Source organism: Rhizobium sp. BT04, from assembly GCF_030053135.1.
GTDB classification, from domain to species: Bacteria; Pseudomonadota; Alphaproteobacteria; order Rhizobiales; family Rhizobiaceae; genus Rhizobium; species Rhizobium binxianense.
On sequence record NZ_CP125652.1, the window covers coordinates 1010191 to 1022936 of the forward strand.

A 12746-nucleotide genomic window follows, 5' to 3' on the forward strand; every position below is an offset into this window, starting at 1 on the left:
GCCCGGAAGGCTTTCCTCCGGGCCTGGATGTGATTATGCGCGTTCGGCCGACTTGGCCCAGAGGTTGATGTCGGCCTCGCGGGCGTAGACATCGATCTCAGCAAGCTCCTCGGCCGAAAATTCAAGATTATCCAGCGCCTTGACGCAATCGATAATCTGCGACGAGCGGCTGGCGCCGATCAGCGCCGAGGTCACGCGGCCGCCGCGCAGCACCCAGGCGATCGCCATCTGCGCCAGCGTCTGGCCGCGCTTTTCGGCGATCCCGTTGAGCTTGCGGATATTGTCGATGATCGAAGGGCGGATGAAATCGCGCTTGAGGAAGTGGTTCTGCGCCGCGCGGCTGTCTTCGGGAATGCCGCCGAGATATTTCGTCGACAGCATGCCCTGGGCAAGTGGCGAGAATACGATCGAGCCCATGCCGATCTCATCAAGCGTATCGAGCAGCTTGTCATCCTCGACCCAGCGGTTGAGCATGGAATAGCTCGGCTGGTGGATCAGGCACGGCGTGCCCAAGTCCTTGAGGATCTTTGCGGCTTCACGCGAGCGCTGCGAATTGTACGAGGAGATGCCGACATAGAGCGCCCGGCCGGAGCGGACGATATGGTCAAGCGCGCCGCAGGTCTCTTCCAGCGGCGTTTCCGGATCGAAACGATGCGAATAAAAGATGTCGACATAGTCGAGGCCCATGCGCTTCAGGCTCTGGTCGCAGGAGGCGATCAGATATTTGCGACTGCCCCATTCGCCATAGGGTCCCGGCCACATGTCGTAGCCGGCTTTCGAAGAGATGATCAGCTCGTCGCGGAGCCCTGAAAATTCGGTGCGTAGAATCTCGCCGAAGGCGGTCTCGGCGCTGCCGGGCGGCGGGCCGTAATTGTTGGCGAGATCGAAATGGGTGATGCCAAGGTCGAAGGCCGTGCGGCACATGTCGATCTTGCGGTCGTGCGGCGTGTCACCGCCGAAATTGTGCCAGAGGCCGAGGGAGACGGCCGGCAGCTTCAAGCCGGAACGACCCGTGCGATTATATTTCATTTTCGAATAACGGTATGCGGCCGGTTGCCAGCTCATCTGAATAACTCCTTCAAAGTATCTCTATGATCGTCATGCTCGGCCTTGTGCCGAGCATCTGCCACGCTGCTTGCGGATCCTCGGACCAAGCCCAGGCATGACAGAGCTATTGGAACAAGCGCGCTGAAACGGCAAGCGAACGCGCGAGTTCTTTCAAGAGTGCCTGCGATCAATCGATACCGAGCATTCGCCGCCTGGTTTGCAGATCCTCGGCACAAGGCCGAGGATGACGTTCGGAGGGCGTACCTGGCGATCCGCAGACCCCAGGCGTACCCTATCACTTCAACAGCGCCTGCGCCTCTTCGATACCCAGCGCCGCCGGCTGCGTGCAGGTCGTCGTCAGCTCGATGAAACGGCCCTCCTCGCCCGACTTCAGGATCGAGGTCATGACGTCGACGCCGTGCAGCGTGCGGTCGAGCGAGCAGCGCGCGTCGCGGCCTTCGATCAGCGCCATCGCCATGTCGGCAAGGCCGGCGGTGCGGTAGTTGGCGCGCGATCCGTTCGGGCTTTCCTGGTTAATCTTGCCGAACGGATGGTCCCAGGCCTCGAGCGGCTTGATGTCCTTGTCGCGGCCGCTTGCCTCGACGGTGCCGCCGAAGAAGTTCGGATCCGGCACATAGAGCGAGCCGTCGGTGCCGTAGAGCTCCATATTGGCATGGCGATGCGACCACACGTCCCAGCTCGCCGCCAGCGTCACCGTGGCGCCGTTGACGAATTCAAGCAGCGCCTGGATCGTCGTCGGTGTCTTGACCGGGATGACTTCGCCGTGACGCGGTTGGCTGGTGATGGTGCGGGTCGGCGATGCCATCGAGGTGATGGCGCCGACGCGCTTCACCGGGCCGATCAGATTGATCAGGTTGGCGACGTAATAGGGGCCGAGATCGAGGATCGGGCCGCCGCCCGGCAGGAAGAAGAAATCCGGGTTCGGATGCCACATCTCCATGCCGGGGCTCATGACGTAGCAGGCGCCCGAAGTCACCCGGCCAATGCCGCCGTCGTCGATGAACTTGCGGGCGAGCTGATGGGCTCCGCCGAGGAAAGTGTCGGGCGCGCAGCCGACGGCAAGGCTCTTCGCCTTGGCGATGCGGCGAAGCTCCTCGCCCTGCTCCAGCGAAAGCACCAGCGGTTTTTCCGAATAGACATGTTTGCCGGCCTCGAGGATCGCCTTCGACACCGGAAAATGCGCGTCCGGGATCGTCAGGTTGACGACGACGTCGATCTCGTCATTGGCGAGAAGCGCCTCGATCGTCTGTGCCTTGACGCCATATTCCTTGGCGCGGGCCTCGGCCGCCTGCACGTTGATATCCGCGCAGGCCAGCACCTTCAGCCCCTTGAAGAGCGGTGCGAGCGAGAAGTAGGTGGTGGAGATGTTGCCGCATCCGATGATGCCGACGCCAAGTTCCCTGGTCATGATGTGCCTCAATAAGTCTGGAAGGATGCAATCGAGCGGCTGATGTTGCGGTCGATATCTTTGGGATTGTCGTGTTCGACGACGAAGTGCTTCGCCTTGGTGGCGCGCAGCGCCGCAATCAGCTTGGCCCACTCGACCTTGCCGTGGCCGACATCGGCCCAGCCGTCCTCATCCGTCGCTTCGCCGGCCGGGGCGATGTCCTTGACGTGCACGGCGGTGATGCGCGGTCCGAGCTTCTCGACCCAGGCGAAGGGATCGGCGCCGCCACGGATGACCCAGGCGATGTCGGCTTCCCAGGAAATGTCGGGGGCGCCTTCGAAGATGCGCTCGATCGGCAGCGAGCCGTCAGCCAGCTTGACGAATTCGAAATCGTGATTGTGCCAGCCGAATTCGTAGCCGGCATCCTTGTAGGGCTTGGCGATCTTCTGCAGACGCTTGCCGAAGGCGAGCCAACCGGCGGCATCGGAGGGGCGCTGATCAGCTGCCAGATGCGGCGCATAGATCGAATCCATGCCGAGAATCTCCGCGATGTTGAGCGACTTCTGCACTTCCTTCTCCAGGAAATCGGGGCTGAAATGGCCACTCGCCATGACCAGGCCATTCTTGTCGAGCTCGGCGCGAAGGCTGTTCAGGCCGGCATCGTCGAGATCGGCATAGATGCCGCCGAAGCCCTCGACTTCGGCATAACCAGCTTTTCCGAGCTTTTCGAAAATCACAGAATAGGGCTGGAAGTTGCGGGCGCTGTAGAGCTGGTAGCTGAGTTTCGTCATCATGGTCTCCTTGGGCCTCGTGCCCATTCTTGGAAGGATCAATCCGCCGATTGGCAGGAATGCAGGTCGTAGAAGCGGAATTCCGGCAATCTGCCTCGTTCGAGCTGTTGTGCCGGGGTGAAGGTGATGCGGCGGCTCTCGCCTGATGCAAGGTCGAAGGCGTTGTCGGAATATTTGCCGTCCGTCTCGCTCTCGATCATCACGAAGAGCGCAAGTCCCCCGGCGGTGACGTTGATGTCGACGGCGCCGCTCGCCTCGACATATTCGTGGGTAACGGTCAGACCCGAGGGCTCCAGCTCCAGCGCCTTATAGGTGCCGCTGACATAGTGCCCCTCGCCGCCCATGCCGTTCGACGCGGTGAACTGCCAGGCCAGCAGCGTACCCTCGGCAATTTCGGAGACATCGATCGTCGCAGCCGTGACCGCCGCATCCGGCGAACATACGGCCTGCACGTCTTTCAAGTGCTTCCGCTCGCCCTTCATCGTCAGGATCGAGATCGAAAGATCGGCGCTGACATCGGCCAACGTGTCGTTGACAAACGAGAAGCGGATCGTCTTGCCGTCGTCGGAAGGAATGGCGGCGACCGCCACCGGCTGGAAGAAGCGCTTGACGAGGTAGTGCATCGCCTTCCAGCGGCCGCCGTAGTCGAGGCTCGACCAGGAGGCGACCGGCCAGGTGTCATTGAGCTGCCAGTAGATCGTGCCCATGCAATGGGGTTTGAGCGACCGCCAGTATTCCACAGCGGTCTTGATCGCCAGCCCCTGCTGGATCTGGGAGAGATAGACGAAGTTCGGGAAATCCTTGGGGAAGCGGAAATAGCGGAACATCGTGCCGGCGATGCGCTCATTGCCGCCGGCATTCTTCTGGTGCAGCTCCATGACCGGGGAAGCGACGTTCATGTCCTTTTCCTCGGCATAGGTCCTGATGACGGGAAGCGAGGTATAGGACTGGAAGCCGAACTCCGAGCAGAAGCGCGGGCGCACCGAACGGTAATTGTCGAACGACTTGTTCTCGTGCCAGACCGACCAGTAATGCATGTCGCCGGAGCCGTCGGCATGCCAGGCGTCGCCGAAATCGAGATAGCCGGACGCCGGGCTAGACGGCCACCAGAGCGCGCCGGGCAGCGCCTTTTTCACCGCCTGCTCGATGGTGCGGTTGAGGCGATCATAGGAAACGAGATAGCGGTCGCGGTCCTTCCGCGATTCCTCGAACCAGGTCAGCGCCCCCACCAACTCGTTGTCGCCGCACCAGAGCGCGATCGAGGGATGCGAGGAAAGCCGGCGCACCTGGTAATCGACCTCGATCGTCACATTCTCGAGGAAGTCCTCGGTCGAGGGATAGAGGTTGCAGGCGAACATGAAGTCCTGCCAGACCATCAGGCCCAGCCGGTCGCAGAGATCATAGAAATGATCCTGCTCATAGAAGCCGCCGCCCCAGACGCGGATCATGTTCATGTTGGCGGCCTTGGCCGATTGCAGCAGATCCTCGGTCTTCTCGGGCGAAGACAGCGAATAGAGCGCGTCGGCCGGGATCCAGTTGGCGCCACGGCAGAAGATCTCGCGGCCGTTAACCTTGAAGGCAAAACGGCTGCCAGCCGCGTCCGGCGTGGTGACCAGCTCGATGGTGCGCAGGCCGATCTGCTTGATCACGTCATCCGTCGGCGTTTCGACGGAAAGCCTGTAGAACGCCTGCTCGCCGCTGCCGGAGGGCCACCAGAGACGCGGATTGTCGATATGGAAGAGATGGTGGACATCCGTCTCGCCCTTGACGCCGACATCGAGACGCACGCGCTCGCCGTCGAGATCGAAATAGACCTGGGCGATGCCGGCATGCTTGGCAAACAGGCTCGCCGTCACCATGAGGTCGACCGAGCCGTCGTTATTGTGGGTCTGGCGGGTGACGACGTGTTCGATGCGCGCCGTCTCCAGCTTACGCAGCGCGATCGTGCCGTAGAGACCGAGCGGCGCAATGGCGATGTTCCAGTCCCAGCCGAAATGGCATTGCGGCTTGCGCAGCATGTTGCCGTCGGGGATCGGCGAATTGCCGGTGCTGTAGGGAATGTAGAAGGGCTGCTGCTTCTGCCGCGCGGCGCCGACGGCGACATTGGAGGCAAAGACGATGCGGATCGAGTTGTCGCCTGGTTTCAGCATGCTCGACACGTCGGGCCGGTAGCGGCGGAAACTGTTGTCGGCTTCGAGCGCCAGGAAGCCGTTGACGTAGACGCTGGCGACCGTGTCGAGATAGTCGATATCGAGATACCAGTCGCCCTCGACCTCCTGCAGCGTGAAGCTGCGCTCCACCGCCCATTCGCGCTGGGCGACCCACTGCACCTTCTCCTCGTTGCGGCCGAAATAGGGATCTGGGATCAGCTTTGCGCGGTGGAGCGCGGTGTGCACGTCACCCGGCAGCGCGATGACGCTCTTGATCTCGCCATCAACGGAGGTGAGCTGCCACGAACCGCAAAGGTCGATGTCGGAGGGGGTCGATTGTTGCGTCACGTTGTCATTTCCGAATTATGATTCTGAAAAGGACGGCGTTTGGTTGCCGTCCGAATGTCCAACCCCAAGCGCCTGCTCCGTGAACGGGCTCCTTCCGCCCGCCCCACTCTCCGTCATCCTCGGGCTTGACCCGAGGATCCAAACCGCTTCCACCAGCAGCGAGCATAGATCCACGGGTCAAGTCCGCGGATGACGGAGGGTGGGTTAGCGCTCTCGCCAAACTCGCTCTAAAGACGCAACTCGCTCTCGGCATCGAACACCGAGGCGACCGTCATGTCGAAGCTGAGCTTCACCTTGGCGCCGACATTGAAGCGGCGCGCGCCGTTGACACGTACCGACATCGTATGACCGGCATGTTTCAGCCACAGAAGATTGTCCGCGCCCATCGGCTCCTCGATATCGACGGTGGCGTCATGTTCTTCGCCGCCTGTGTTTTCGTTGACCTTGATGTGCTCGGGGCGAACGCCGAGCACCACCTTGCGGCCGGGCTGCAGCGTCTCGGAGGCGTCGTAGCCGGCGAGCGAGAAATTGACGCCGTTGGCTGTAAACGCGATGCCGTCGCCCACTTTCGTCAATTCGCCGTGCAGGAAATTCATCGACGGCGAGCCGATGAAGCCGGCGACGAAGAGATTGCGCGGCCGGTTGTAGATCGTCGTCGGGTCGTCGAGCTGCTGGATGATGCCGCTCTTCATGATGGCGATGCGGTCGGCGAGCGTCAGTGCCTCGATCTGGTCGTGGGTGACGTAGATCATCGTATTCTCAAGCGACTGGTGCAGGCGCTTGATCTCGACGCGCAGCTCCGAGCGAAGCTTGGCGTCGAGGTTGGACAACGGCTCGTCGAACAAGAAGACATCAACATCGCGCACCAGTGCCCGGCCGATCGCCACACGCTGGCGCTGGCCGCCGGAAAGCTCGGCCGGCTTGCGCTTCAGAAGCGGCTGGATCTGCAGGATCTCGGCCGCACGCGCCACGCGCTTGTCGATCTCGGCCTGCGGCACCTTGGCGACGCGAAGGCCGAAGGAGAGGTTCTTTTCAACAGTCATCTGCGGATAGAGCGCATAGGACTGGAACACCATGCCGATGCCGCGGTCCTTCGGCTCTTCCCAGGTAACGTTCTTGCCCTTGATGAAGATCTGCCCTTCCGAGGCGTCGAGCAGGCCGGCGATGCAATTCAGCAAGGTCGACTTGCCGCAGCCGGACGAGCCGAGCAGCACGAGGAATTCGCCGTCGTTGATGTCGAGGTTCAGATCCTTCAGCACGCTGACCGCGCCGAAGTTCAGCGACAGATCCTTGATGGAGACGCTCGCATTGGAGACACTGGAATTCATGTTCATGTGATCACCCCTTCACTGCGCCGGCGGCGATGCCGCGGACGAAAAGCCGCCCGGAGACGAAATAAACGATCAACGGCACCAGGCCGGTCAGGATCGTTGCTGCCATGTTGACGTTGTATTCCTTCACGCCCTGAACGGAATTGACGATGTTGTTGAGCTGCACGGTCATCGGATAGGTATCCGGCCGGGTGAAGACCACGCCGAACAGGAAGTCGTTCCAGATGCCGGTCACCTGCAGGATCATCGCCACAACGAAGATCGGCAGCGACATCGGCAGCATGATCCTCAGGAAGATCTGCCAGAAGCCCGCCCCGTCGACGCGCGCCGCCTTGAACAGTTCCTCCGGCAGCGACACGAAGTAGTTGCGGAAGAGCAGCGTCAGGATCGGCATGCCGAAGATCGAATGGACGATGACGAGGCCGGTCAGCGTACCGTAGATGCCGATTTCGCGCAGGATGATGACGATCGGATAGATCATCACCTGATAGGGAATGAACGCCCCGATGATCAGGATCGAGAAGAAAAGCTCGGATCCCTTGAAGCGCCAGTTTGCCAGCGCATAACCGTTCACCGAAGCAATCGCGATCGAGATGATGACCGACGGCACGGTGATGCGCACCGAATTCCAGAAACCGCGCGACAGGCCATCGCAATTGAGCCCGGTGCAGGCCTGCGCCCAGGCTTTCACCCACGGTTCGAAGGTGATCTCCATCGGCGGCGAAAAGATGTTGCCGAGACGGATTTCCGGCATGCCCTTCAGCGAAGTCACCACCATCACATAGAGCGGCAACAGATAGTAGAGCGCTGCGATGATAAGCGTGCCGTAGAGCATGATGTTGCGCGCCGACACCGCCGGGCGCGGCCTGGGGCCGCTGGGGCCTTCGGCGAGTTTAGGCGCGACGGCGTCGATGCCGGCGGCAGTGGTGTTGAGAGTTCCTACATCAGCCACGCTTGCGCCCTCCACCGAATTCCAGATAGGCCCACGGAACGACAATGATCGCGACTGTGACGAGCATCATGGTCGAGGCGGCAAAGCCCTGCCCCAGGTTCTGCGCCTGGAACATGTAGTCGTAGACATATTTCGCCGGCACTTCCGAGGAGATGCCCGGTCCGCCCGATGTCTGCGCGACCACGAGGTCGTAGACCTTGACGATGCCGGAGGCGATGATGACGATCGTCGTGATGAAGACCGGCCGCATCATCGGGATGACGATGAAGAGATAGGTCCTCCACATCGGAATGCCGTCCACGCGTGCCGCTTTCCAGATGTCCTCGTCGATCCCACGCAGGCCGGCAAGCATCAGGCACATGACGAGACCCGTTCCCTGCCACAGCGCCGCGATCAGAATGCCGTAGATGACGATTTCAGGCGTATAGAGCGGATTGAAGGTGAAACTCGTCCACCCGATCGAGCGCACCACTGCCTGAATGCCGAAATCGGGATTCAGAACCCATTGCCAGACGAGGCCTGTCACGATGAAGGACAGCGCGAAGGGATAGAGAAAGATGGTGCGGAAGGTGTTTTCGAAACGGATCTTCTGGTCCATCAGCGCGGCGAGCATGAAACCGATGACCAGGCTGAAGATCAGCGAGAGGATGCCATAGACAGCCAGATTCTCGATCGCCGTCACCCAGCGGGGTGCCGCCCAGAGGCGCTGGTATTGATCGAAACCGACAAAGCTCAACCGCGGAAGGAGCTTGGAATTGGTGAAAGAATAAAAGATCGTCCAAAACGTGCCGCCGACAAAGATCACCAGCGCCGTCAGGATCATCGGGATGGACGCAATCTTGGCATTCAGATTGCGCAGCAACTTGTTTGGCCGGCCTGCTCGCGCTTGACCCGTCATGAATACTCCTCCTCAAATCGCAACTGCGACCTGTGACGAAACGGCAGGCGCCGCCTGTCGTCCCCACGTCCGAAATCTGCTGAAGATACCGGAGAGACCTCGCTGCCGCCCGGACGACCAAAATCGTCCGGCCGGCAGCGAATCTACCGATCAGTCAGCCGAAGCGATGATCCCGGCGAAACGCTTCTGAGCGTCTTCCGGCGTCATCGACGGATTGGCGAAGAATTCGGAGAAGAGATCTTCCTTCTGCTTCTGGCTGTCGGCCGAAAGCAGCTGGTCGGTGCCTTGGATCACGTTGCCCTTGGCCAGGATGTCGAGACCCTTCTTCATGCAGTCATTGGCGGCGGCGAGATCGACGTCGCCGCGAACCGGCAGTGAGCCCTTCTTCAGGTTGAAAGCAACCTGGGTCTTGGGATCGAGCAGGGTCTTGGCAAGCACAGCCTGCGCCTTGGACTTCTCTTCGTCCTTCAGCAACGGGAAGTAGAAGGCGTCGCCGCCAGTCGAGATGATCTCGTTCACGCCGAGGCCCGGCAGGCAGGTATAGTCGGTACCAGCCTTCTGACCGGCGAGCGCGAACTCACCCTGCGCCCAATCACCCATGATCTGGCCGCCGGCCTTGCCCGTGATGACAAGGTTGGTCGCTTGGTTCCAATCCTGGACGTTGCTGCCCTTGGACATTTTACGAGCATCGTCGGCCGCCTTGAACACCTTGGCGATCTCGGGACCGGCGGCAACTTCCGCATCCTTGTCCTTGAAGACCTTGTTGAAGGTATCCTTTCCGGCGACCGCGACCATCAGCACGTCGAAGGCGCCTGTCGCCTGCCACGGCTGACCGCCGACGGCGAGCGGAATGATGCCGGCCTTTTCGAGAGCCGGAGCGGCAGCGACGAACTCGTCCCAGTTCTTCGGAACCTCGACGCCGGCCTTCTTGAAGGCGGCGTTCGAAAGCCACAGCCACTGCCAAGAGTGGATGTTGACGGGAGCGCAGTAGATCTTGCCGTCGATCGTGCAGGAATCGAGCAGGCTCGACGGACGAACGATGTCCTTCCAGTGCTCGGCGGTCGCCACGTCGGTCAGGTCGCGCATCAGGCCGGCCTGGACGAGTTCCTCGGCCTGGCGGCCATGGTTGAACTGGGTGGCGCCCATCGGGTCGCCGCCGGTAATGCGGCTGATCATGATCGGACGGGCCGTACCGCCGGAACCGGCGATAGCGCCGTCGACCCAGTGGTTGCCGGTGGCGTCGAATGCCTTTGCCAGCTCGGCGACAGCTGCGGATTCGCCACCCGATGTCCACCAGTGCGTGACTTCGAGATCGGTGGCATTGGCGGCGCTGAACGGAAGCGCGACCGAAGCGGCAAGCATGGCCGCCATTATACGGATTTTCATGAGTTCTCCTCCCTCACTGAAACGTTACCGGAAAAACTTAGATCAATCGATTTCCCCACGCAACTGCCCGCCGGAAAATTTTTCCGGATCAACTGGAATTACAGCTTCTGCCTGTTTTCAATCGAAGCGCCACACCCTCTTCACCGATAGTCGATCAGCTCTTTTCGCACGTGCGTTTCCGACATATACAATTGAATAAGTTCGATAATTTTTATTCATTAGCGTCACCGTCCATATTACCCCTTTCGCAGGTGCAGAAAAACGGGGGACGAATCGCCGACTCAACCTAAGCGCACAATGCCGCAATGCACACAAGAAAAAGCACTCGACATTTCTACTGTATCGTTACAGATTTGCCTTTCTTAGGGAGGCGCGATTTTGGCAGGCGGCGGGCTTACGGCGCTTGAAAAAGCCTCTATAAGCGACACCAATTCGCGCGAGGCAGGCCTACAGGGATGGAAAACAAGGGAAATTTCGAGCAAACGGCATCGGCGCCGGCGACGCGCGAGCGTCCGACATTGAAGACCATCGCCTTCATGACCGGCCTTGGTGTCACGACGGTGTCGCGCGCGCTGAAAGATGCGCCCGACATCGGGGCGGAAACCAAGGAGCGGGTGCGCATGGTGGCCCGCCAGCTCGGCTACCAGCCGAACAGAGCGGGCGTGCGCCTGCGCACCGGCAAGACCAATGTCATCGCCCTCGTCCTCAGCATTGACGAGGAGATCATGGGCTTCTCGAGCCAGATGGTCTTCGGCATCTCCGAGGTCCTGTCCGGCACGCCCTATCATATCGTCATCACGCCGCATTCCCACAGCAAGGACCCGATGCTGCCGGTGCGCTATATCCTCGATACCGGCTCGGCCGACGGCGTCATCATCTCGCGCATCGAGCCGGACGATCCGCGCGTGCGGCTCTTGAGCGAGCGCGGCATGCCCTTTGCCACACATGGGCGCACCGATGCGGGTCTGACGCACCCTTTCCACGATTTCGACAATGAGGCCTTCGCCCATCAGGCGGTGGAAAAGCTCGTCAAGCGCGGCCGCCGCCGCATCGCCCTGCTGCAGCCGCCGAGCAAGCTCACCTACTACGCCCATATCCGCATCGGCTTCCAGACCGGACTGCACGATTACGGCGCCGAGGAAGTGCCACTGCGCGTCAACACCGACGCCCCGCTCGCCGACATCCGCGACGTCGTCGAGGTGATGATGCGCTCGGCCAATGCGCCCGACGGCATCGTCTGTTCCGCCGGCAGCGCGGCCATCGCCGTCAATGCCGGCATCGAAGCCGCCGGCAAGGCGCTCGGCCGCGACCTCGACATGGTCTCCAAACAATCGGTGCCGATCCTCAACTGGATCCGCCCCGAGATTATCACCGCCCAGGAAGACGTGCGCCAGGCCGGCCGCGAAATGGCCAAAGCCGTCATCGCCCGCATCGACGGCATCGAACCGGAACTGCTGCAGAGCATCAGTCAGCCGACCTGGCCGGAAAGTGGGAGGTAGGCGATGGTGAGAAAGGACATAAGCGGGATGGCAATTGGCGAAGCGACGCCACCATTGAAAACACGTAGGATTAGCGCCCTACCCTTGAGCGCGGCCCCTCAACATCCCTCATCCTGAGGCCCGCAGCCGCAGGGCGGAGCCTCGAAGGACACGCCGCGACGCTGCTTCTTGCATCAACGTTGCCGCCACGCCGAGCACCCGCTCGCGCAATGGCTGGAACATACCCTGCCTTGGGATTCGCAAGAACACATCGGCTCGAAAAAGCCAAGATTGCCGGCCATTCCATGAGATGAGTCACGGGGGATATCGATAATGCAGCAGAGCGGCGTGCCCTATTTCAGCCAATGGGAAACACCCGGGATGACGCTGCCGGTGCTGGCCGAAGGATCACAGGCCTTGTTCGGCGACCCGCTCTGGCATCAATCGGGCGCCGCGACGATCGAGGAATATGCGCGCTGGGCAGTCAATGTCTGCGGCATGGCCTGCCTGAAGATGATCCTTGCCGCCCGCGGCGAGATCCATCCGACTTTCGAGCTTGCCCGCGCCTGCACGCGTTATGGCGGTTATGTCGTCAACGAGATCGACGCTTCGATCAAGGGGCTGATCTATGCACCCTTCGTCCGCTTCGTCGCCGACCATTTCGGGCTCGGCGCGGAGACGATGACCAATGTCGAGACATCGACCATTCCGGAGCTTTTGTCGAAGCGCCGCTTCTTCATCGCCTCGGTGCATTCGGCCATCCGCTGGCCGGAGCGCGAACCGCCGTCAAAGGGCGGGCATCTGGTGCTGGTGACGGCCGCCAGCGAGGAGGCGATCCGCTTCCACAATCCCTCCGGCCACGACGCGGCGAGCCAGGCTGATGTCACCCTGCCGCTTGCCGTCTTCGACCGCTTCTTTGCGGGTCGCGGCATTTCGGTAAGTGCCTGACCTTTTCAA

The 12746-nt window shown here is 61.2% G+C and carries 10 protein-coding genes; 2 read left to right on the forward strand and 8 right to left on the reverse strand.

The window, feature by feature from the left end:
• Positions 1-33: 33 nt before the first annotated feature.
• From mgrA to QMO82_RS13560, 8 genes are all read right to left on the reverse strand, one after another.
• Entirely contained in the window at positions 34-1065 is a 1032-nt protein-coding gene (gene mgrA / locus QMO82_RS13525) for an L-glyceraldehyde 3-phosphate reductase (protein WP_183607048.1), read from the reverse strand.
• 277 nt (positions 1066-1342) lie between these two features.
• The gene (locus QMO82_RS13530) at positions 1343-2476 is read right to left on the reverse strand and encodes a Gfo/Idh/MocA family protein (RefSeq protein WP_183607047.1); all 1134 of its coding nucleotides are present in this window, start codon (positions 2474-2476) and stop codon (positions 1343-1345) included.
• Between the two features lie 8 nt (positions 2477-2484).
• Positions 2485-3246 carry a sugar phosphate isomerase/epimerase gene (locus QMO82_RS13535; protein WP_183607046.1) on the reverse strand — a complete coding sequence of 254 codons (762 nt, stop codon included), beginning with the start codon at positions 3244-3246 and terminating at the stop codon, positions 2485-2487.
• A gap of 38 nt (positions 3247-3284) precedes the next feature.
• On the reverse strand, positions 3285-5744 hold the full coding sequence (locus tag QMO82_RS13540; RefSeq protein ID WP_183607045.1) for a glycoside hydrolase family 2 protein: 2460 nt from the start codon (positions 5742-5744) through the stop codon (positions 3285-3287).
• Between the two features lie 227 nt (positions 5745-5971).
• Positions 5972-7078, reverse strand: coding sequence for an ABC transporter ATP-binding protein (locus QMO82_RS13545; RefSeq protein WP_183607044.1), 1107 nt, complete (start codon positions 7076-7078; stop codon positions 5972-5974).
• A 4-nt stretch (positions 7079-7082) separates the two neighbouring features.
• On the reverse strand, positions 7083-8027 hold the full coding sequence (locus QMO82_RS13550) for a carbohydrate ABC transporter permease (RefSeq protein WP_183607043.1): 945 nt from the start codon (positions 8025-8027) through the stop codon (positions 7083-7085).
• A complete protein-coding gene (locus QMO82_RS13555; protein ID WP_027684376.1) occupies positions 8020-8925 on the reverse strand; it encodes a carbohydrate ABC transporter permease in 906 nt (301 codons plus the stop codon). The genes QMO82_RS13550 and QMO82_RS13555 overlap by 8 nt, the downstream gene beginning before the upstream one ends.
• Before the next feature lie 150 nt (positions 8926-9075).
• A complete protein-coding gene (locus tag QMO82_RS13560; protein ID WP_183607042.1) occupies positions 9076-10311 on the reverse strand; it encodes an ABC transporter substrate-binding protein in 1236 nt (411 codons plus the stop codon).
• A 455-nt stretch (positions 10312-10766) separates the two neighbouring features.
• Between QMO82_RS13560 and QMO82_RS13565 the strand changes: the two genes are divergently transcribed.
• Together QMO82_RS13565 and QMO82_RS13570 are read left to right on the forward strand one after the other, a co-directional pair.
• Positions 10767-11810, forward strand: coding sequence for a LacI family transcriptional regulator (locus tag QMO82_RS13565; protein ID WP_183607041.1), 1044 nt, complete (start codon positions 10767-10769; stop codon positions 11808-11810).
• A 312-nt stretch (positions 11811-12122) separates the two neighbouring features.
• The gene (locus QMO82_RS13570) at positions 12123-12737 is read left to right on the forward strand and encodes a C39 family peptidase (RefSeq protein ID WP_183607040.1); all 615 of its coding nucleotides are present in this window, start codon (positions 12123-12125) and stop codon (positions 12735-12737) included.
• The last annotated feature ends 9 nt before the right edge of the window (positions 12738-12746 follow it).

What these genes read in the sequence shown, in the direction of transcription:
- QMO82_RS13545 (WP_183607044.1), bottom strand. Translation starts at nt 7,078, where the DNA reads ATGAACATGAATTCCAGTGTCTCCAATGCGAGCGTCTCCATCAAGGAT.
- QMO82_RS13570 (WP_183607040.1), top strand. Translation starts at nt 12,123, where the DNA reads ATGCAGCAGAGCGGCGTGCCCTATTTCAGCCAATGGGAAACACCCGGG.
- QMO82_RS13535 (WP_183607046.1), bottom strand. Translation starts at nt 3,246, where the DNA reads ATGACGAAACTCAGCTACCAGCTCTACAGCGCCCGCAACTTCCAGCCC.
- QMO82_RS13530 (WP_183607047.1), bottom strand. Translation starts at nt 2,476, where the DNA reads ATGACCAGGGAACTTGGCGTCGGCATCATCGGATGCGGCAACATCTCC.
- QMO82_RS13565 (WP_183607041.1), top strand. Translation starts at nt 10,767, where the DNA reads ATGGAAAACAAGGGAAATTTCGAGCAAACGGCATCGGCGCCGGCGACG.
- mgrA (WP_183607048.1), bottom strand. Translation starts at nt 1,065, where the DNA reads ATGAGCTGGCAACCGGCCGCATACCGTTATTCGAAAATGAAATATAAT.
- QMO82_RS13560 (WP_183607042.1), bottom strand. Translation starts at nt 10,311, where the DNA reads ATGAAAATCCGTATAATGGCGGCCATGCTTGCCGCTTCGGTCGCGCTT.
- QMO82_RS13555 (WP_027684376.1), bottom strand. Translation starts at nt 8,925, where the DNA reads ATGACGGGTCAAGCGCGAGCAGGCCGGCCAAACAAGTTGCTGCGCAAT.